This is a genomic window from Deltaproteobacteria bacterium (assembly GCA_016874775.1).
Lineage (GTDB): Bacteria > Desulfobacterota > Binatia > Bin18 > Bin18 > VGTJ01.
In genome coordinates this window covers 36442-43129 of the sequence record VGTJ01000024.1, presented here as the reverse complement: position 1 = coordinate 43129, position 6688 = coordinate 36442, and the positions used below count along the sequence as shown (strand labels likewise).

Here is a 6688-nt window from a genome sequence, read left to right as displayed (position 1 = left end):
CAAAGGCCTACAGGTCTCCGACGATGAGTTTCAAGCGCTCAATATCAAACCCGGTAAGTTTCATGGCGATTGGAACTATACGCTTCTTCCTCGCTCTTAATCGGTAACTTAATTCTTGCCCATGCCTAACTGCCCCCGGCGCCTGACTCCCGCCCTCTCCGTACCGCTCCTTGAAGCTGCTATACAGCTGCAACTCCTCAGAACTGTACGTCCGATGCGTATGGCTCTCATGCGGAAAGTAAAAGCGCATCACTGCCTTCCCCTCAACATCATCAAACGAAATAAACAGACTGGTGGAGTCACCGTGGCTTTGCGCGTACGCGAACCGTACGGTGGCAACCGTACTGAGGTCCACATGAATATGCCAGCCACTAAATTCGACCGTTACCCAGGAATCAGTAAAATCGACCCGCTTTGGCGTGCCATCCAGAAATAACTCACTGATAGCTGTGTCACGTCCAACCGTGCATATCAGTGCCGGGGTATGAGCCAGGTCGGTCAGCAATTGCTGAATGTTCGTTACCATGTGGGTTTGCACTCTACGTGTGGCTACTCTGGTCGGTCCGCTGCACGAATCTCTTCTCGCACGGTCCATCCCAACGAGCGGAGTTCTTGTTTAGCCAGCGGCGAGAACTTACCGGAGATCCAGAGATGGCGTTCTGGAGTTTGCAGGTTCGGATGCTGCGCAAACTCAGCAATTCTTCGCGTCCAGGCAATGTAATCGACGTCAGAAGGGACGATGATGTTTCCCTCTTGATTCCAGCCGACGATGGTGCCGACGATAGTAATCCCGATCAGCGGGGAAACCGTTTTATGGTAGTGGGCAAGGAGTCGGGTTGAGCCTGTGAGATACCGTGCTTCTTCTTCAGAGGCAGTATCCGTTGCCAGTGCTATGACCTCTTCTCGTCCTGTAACTCTATCGAGTTGATCGAGAGCGGCGACAAGCGAAGTCGTCAAGGTTGGCGAGAAGGCATTGTTGCGAAAGAAATCGCGTACGGGTCGCCCTTTGATCCCCATCTTCTTGAGCTTTTTCCGATTGATTTCTTCGAGGTCTGGCGGTGGAAGGTCCCACACCAGGTTGGAAACTTTCGTGGTATAGGAAACGGCGTCAGGAATAGGCACTGCCATCTTAAAGGCCATGCCTCCGGCGAAGGCTGCCCAGGCGGACTCGTCGAGCGTTTGGTTCAAGATTGGATTGGTGGTGTACGGGTCGATTTCGAGTTGTTTTGCCAACTGTCGTCGTGCTTTGTTATAGCCAAAGTAGTCTTTGGCTACGTTACCAGCTTTGTTGACCACTTTTTCTGCCATCTCCACGTTTTCCGCTGCTTGCTCCTCGGCGGTTTTTTCTTCCTCTGCTGGCTCTGCCTGGTCTGGTTTCTCTTCCATGTAGTCTGACACTGCGTCAACCGCATTCATGGTTGTCTTTTTGGCTGACCGATAGGCGTTGTGGAAAAACCGTTCAACCCCAGCAGGAATGCCGTCGAGGGTTTCCTCCGGGTTTTTGATCACCTGTTTGACCGCGTTGATAGGACGAAGGGCTGCATCTTTCGCGGCAGAGGCAAACACTTTGACTTTGCCCTTCTTGTGGAGCGCTTTGATGGAGCGGATTTCACCTACACGAATTTGTAAGAGGTCACGTCCGCGAACCTCCATTGTTCCGTAGTCAGTGCGCAGCGTGAACCGTCCCAAGAAGCCGTTGGTGGGAACTTTCCGTTCGACTTCATATCGCTTGCCTTTGAGGAATTTTGCTGGAAGCAAATCCTCAGCGTCGATGACGGGTGGCTTCTCAAATGGCGCATCTGCCAGGGCGGGAGAGGAATGTCCTATTGTGAACCCGATACTGGCGAGAATAATGGTGAAACTAACAGTGATAATTTTTTTTCGCACGAATACCTTGCGGTGCAGTGGCAATCCCATAACGTCCCTCTCTTCCGTCGAGCGGGACAATATATAGCACACACGGTGTTTGTGAGCGTAGAGGGTTGTTCTGGGGATTGGGAAAGGGGAGAGCCGGGTGGGGAGACGCGACTTGTCGCGTCTCTACAAGGCAGGCATTACTCGACCGTCACGCTCTTGGCCAGGTTACGTGGCTGATCGACATCCGTCCCGCGATAGACCGCGATATGATAGGCCAACAGCTGCTGCGGGATCGTAATCAGGACTGGCATAAGCAGATGGTTGGTGCTGGGAACTTCGATGACTTCCCAGGCAATCTCTTCAAGCTCTGGGGAGGGAGCGTCTGTAATAGCGATGATCCGTCCCCCACGAGCCTCAACCTCTTTCATATTGCTCAAGGTCTTGGCATAGACTGGGTCTTTCGGTAGCAGTACGACCACTGGCATTTCTTCATCAATCAATGCGATCGGGCCGTGTTTCATTTCTCCCGCCGGGTAACCTTCGGCATGAATATAGGAAATTTCTTTCAGCTTGAGAGCACCTTCCAGTGCGATAGGATAATTCACGCCACGACCGAGATAGAGAAAGTCCTTTGCTTGGCCATATTTTTTGGCAATCTTTTCTATCTGCTTGTCTTTCTTCAGGACCTCTTGCACTTGATGTGGCAGATTGACGATGTCTTCAATGAGCTTGCTGCTGGTGGCTTTGTCGAGCACGCCACGACGCCGACCCAAATAGACTGCAAGTAAATATAGCGCGGTTACCTGGGTGGTGAATGCCTTGGTTGAAGCGACGCTGATTTCCGGTCCAGCATGGGTGTAAATCGTGGCATCGGCCTTGCGTGGAATCGAGGCATCAATGACATTACAAATCGCCAAGGTTTTCGCTCCGCATGCACGTCCACCCTCAAGGGCTGCAAGTGTATCTGCGGTTTCGCCGGACTGAGATACCGCCAGTACCAACGTGCCAGAATCAAGGGGAGACCGTCGGTAGCGAAACTCACTGCCGTAATCGACTTCTGCAGGAATACGGGCAAGCTCTTCCAAAAAGAATTTGCCTACCAGACACGCATGCCAGGCAGTGCCACAAGCGACGAGTGTGATGCGTTTGACCGAGTCAAGCAGTTCCGCATGTTCTTCTAACTCACCAAGTGACACTTCGCCATCATTGACGAGCAAGCGGCCACGCATCGTATCGATAATCGCCTGCGGCTGTTCGTGAATTTCTTTGAGCAGAAAGTGCTTGTAACCACCTTTCTGCGCGGTCAGCGTATCCCACGTGATTTGCCGCGGTGCACGCTCAATCAGATGACCGTGAAAATCGGTGATCGTTACGTTATCACGGGTGATCTCTGCCATTTCGCCGTCATCAAGGAACGCGACCTTGCGTGTGTAATCGAGCACAGCGGGAACGTCGGAGGCAACAAAGTTCTCCCCTTCGCCAAGGCCGATGACGATTGGGGTTGCATTCTTTGCAGTGAGAATTTTACCGGGTTCGTCCTCACAAAGAGTCACGATAGAAAACGCGCCTTCTAACCGTTGTAATGTTGCCCGTGTCGCTTGTGCGAAGGAGAGCCCCTCCTTCACGAATTCATCGATCAGGTGAGAAATGACTTCGGTATCAGTTTCAGAATTAAAGGTACGTCCCTTTGCCGTTAACTCACGGCGCAGCTCCAGGTAATTCTCAATGATGCCATTGTGAATCACCACGATTTTTCCAGCGCGATGGGGATGGGCATTGGCTTCAGATGGCCGACCATGAGTGGCCCAGCGCGTATGACCCATGCCAATGGCGCCGTGAACCGGACTCTCGCGTAGAAGTTGGTCGAGATTCGTGAGTTTGCCGACTGAGCGACGGACTTCGATTTTTCCGTTAAAGACTGCGACTCCGGCGGAGTCGTACCCGCGATATCCTAGTCGCTTCAATCCTTGCAGAAGAACTGGGGCTGCTTCACGGTGCCCAATGTAGCCAATGATTCCGCACATAAAAACCTCATAGTAAGTAGTCAGTAGTCAGCATTCAGTAGTCAGTAGGCGGTTAGTGAAGAATAGAGATAAGAGTGAATAAAAAAGGCGATTCCACCTAGGTCCCTTTTTCATTCTTCACTCTTCACTTTTCACTCTTAACTTGCCTTCTTTGCCGCTTCTTTCGCCCGCTTCGCTGCTGTCCAGCCCGCACGGGTTTGTTCTTCACGTGTGTTGAAGACAAGTGCTCCGGCAGGAACGTCTTGACGAACGGTCGTGGCCGTTGCGATATAGACATCGTCAGCGATGGTAATCGGCGCAATCAGTGTGGTATCGGACCCGACCTGGACACGATCGCCAATCTTGGTCTTCTGCTTGGTGAAGCCGTCGTAGTTGCAGGTGATCGTACCTGCACCAATGTTTGAGTCTCGTCCGACCTCTGCATCGCCAAGATAGGCGAGATGTTTGGCTTTTGAATGTTCACCGATGTACGACTTTTTCACCTCGACGAAGTTGCCAATCTCTGCTTTTGTCGCGAGCGTTGCTCCACCGCGCAAATGGGCAAACGGGCCGACGCTGGTATGATTCCCAAGTTCGCTCTCCCGGAGGACGACGGAAAAGTAGACCTGGACATCCTCACCAATAGTGCAGTCCTCGATGTAGGCACTGCCATCGATCCGGCAACGTGAGCCGATCGTTGTCTTACCTTTCAGTTGGGTGTTTGGACCGATGACCGTGTCTTGGCCAATAGTGACGTCTTCGCCGATGTACACGGTATCTGGGTCTTCAAGCGTGACGCCCATCGACATCCAATGACTCCGTAATTGTGCTTGTCGAGTTTTCTCCATAACTGCTAGTTCCTCTCTGGAGTTAATGCCTTCGACTTCGTGAGCGTTCTTTGTTAAGACCGCTTGGGTTGGCAACCCGGCGGCAACCGCCTGGGAGATAATATCGGTAAGATAGTATTCTCCTTGGGCATTCTGGGGTTGTAACTTTTCGAGTGCGGGAAACAGGAAGGACGCTTTGACACAATAGATACCAGAATTGATTTCTCGCACTGCCCGTTCTTCAGCGGAAGCATCACGAGCCTCGACAATTTTCACAATTTGTCCAGTTGACGTGCGAATGACGCGTCCATAATTGCCAGGATCAGGGAGTTCGACGGTGAGCACCGACAGTGCCGCTTTGCGCGCGTGATGCTCCTGGACGAACTGTGCCAGGGTGGTTGTGGTCAACAACGGAGTATCCCCACAAGCAATGAGGATATCTCCCTGAAAATCGCGCAACGCTGCTTGTGCTGAACGTACCGCGTCGCCGGTCCCACGTTGCTCACGCTGGATGGCAAAGTGAATGCCCTCACCACCACAGACACGTTGAACCTCCTCGGCTTTGTGGCCCACGACAACAACGAGGCGATCAGGGTGTAACCGCTGTGTTGCGGCGATGACTCGTGAGAGAAGCGGTTTCCCGGCTAATGAGTGAAGCACTTTCGGCTGGGTAGAGCGCATACGCTTGCCAAGCCCAGCCGCGAGAATAATGACACCAAGTTGTTCCATAGAAGTTGCCAACTGCCCGTCACTAGAACGACGTGAACCCCCGGTACTTTTTTGCCGTCTCTACTATATCGTATCGGGGCGTGGCGCCAAAGTCTTAAATAACAAAGAAAAATGGGACTTTTACATCGGTCACTAGTTGTACGAGGTAATCGGACATCTAGCCTATGCTCCCGGTCGGGAAGGGAGGTTATCGAACCACGGTAAGACCATCGTTTCATTAATCGAATACGTGCACGCATGTCCCCACTCAGGGAGTTCTTTATAGATGACGTTGAAGCCGTTCTCGATCAGTTGATTCGTGGTTGCCCGCGCCATCGCGACTGGAAAGATGAAATCTTGTCCACCGTGGACCACATACATCGGTAACCGTTTTGCGTCAGGCGAGCCTATCCAGCCAGGAAACACGCCAGAGGCGGCGATCGGCGCAATACCGGCAAACAACTTGGGGCAATGCAATCCGATGGCATAACTAAATGTTCCACCGTCGGAAAGGCCAGACGCAAAGATGCGACTGGTATCGATGGTGTACTCATCCATGAGTTCCTCGACCATTGTCAGGATCGAGCGAATATCGATACTGGGCTGCATCAGTGACCAGGTGTTGCTCAGGGATTTCGGTGAGAGCACGATGTAGCCATTGCTCTTGGCCGAGCGCAGCCAGGTGAGGAGATAGTCATCGCCACGACCATGTCCACCGTGGAGCGCGATAATCAGCGGCCAGCGGCGGTTGGGGTCGTAATGTTCTGGGACATATAAAGAATACTCACCATGTTGATCCGAAACGGGACGATGCAGCACACCAGTAGTTGCTTGGTTTGCGCTGGCTGGTGTCTCTAACTCGGCTAAGCGCGCGGCTGCTTCAGGCAAGACCCAATACTTGTGCACCGTCGGTAACTGGGTACGCATACTGTACAGTTGATACTTCCCTTGCGAGAAGGCATGACGACTCTGAAAATAGGCAGCCATAAAGTTGCCTGCAGAGCCGGAGAGAAACGACGTATACGCATCTTCGAGAGAGGCAACAGCGTCTTTCCATTGCTGGTGAAACTTCTCCTCTCCTGCCGGTGGTGTCAGTCCCTCTAATTCGGCATTCAAGGGGGGAAACAGATCGCCCAACGCATCGAACAATGCTTGTTTGCTCTCATGGATTTTGGCGAGGTGAATCTTCTCTTGTTGCGCTTCAAACGTGCGGAGAAAGTGGGCAATCTTCTCCTCTTGTTGTCCAATGGTTGTCCGATATGGTGCTGCCGAAGTTGCCATACATTCCTCCTC

General features: G+C 52.4%; 5 protein-coding genes. All 5 read right to left on the bottom strand.

Features of this window, described 5'->3' with window-relative positions:
* Positions 1–7: 7 nt before the first annotated feature.
* Positions 8–526: a hypothetical protein gene (locus FJ147_06215; protein MBM4255478.1), complete on the bottom strand. Its 519-nt coding sequence runs from the start codon at positions 524–526 to the stop codon at positions 8–10.
* A gap of 23 nt (positions 527–549) precedes the next feature.
* A complete protein-coding gene (locus FJ147_06210; GenBank protein MBM4255477.1) occupies positions 550–1917 on the bottom strand; it encodes a hypothetical protein in 1368 nt (455 codons plus the stop codon).
* A gap of 137 nt (positions 1918–2054) precedes the next feature.
* Entirely contained in the window at positions 2055–3881 is a 1827-nt protein-coding gene (gene glmS, locus FJ147_06205; protein MBM4255476.1) for a glutamine--fructose-6-phosphate transaminase (isomerizing), read from the bottom strand.
* Positions 3882–4018: 137 nt separating this feature from the next.
* Positions 4019–5416, bottom strand: coding sequence for a UDP-N-acetylglucosamine diphosphorylase/glucosamine-1-phosphate N-acetyltransferase (glmU, locus tag FJ147_06200; GenBank protein MBM4255475.1), 1398 nt, complete (start codon positions 5414–5416; stop codon positions 4019–4021).
* A gap of 162 nt (positions 5417–5578) precedes the next feature.
* A complete protein-coding gene (locus FJ147_06195) occupies positions 5579–6676 on the bottom strand; it encodes a hypothetical protein (GenBank protein MBM4255474.1) in 1098 nt (365 codons plus the stop codon).
* Positions 6677–6688: the final 12 nt, after the last annotated feature.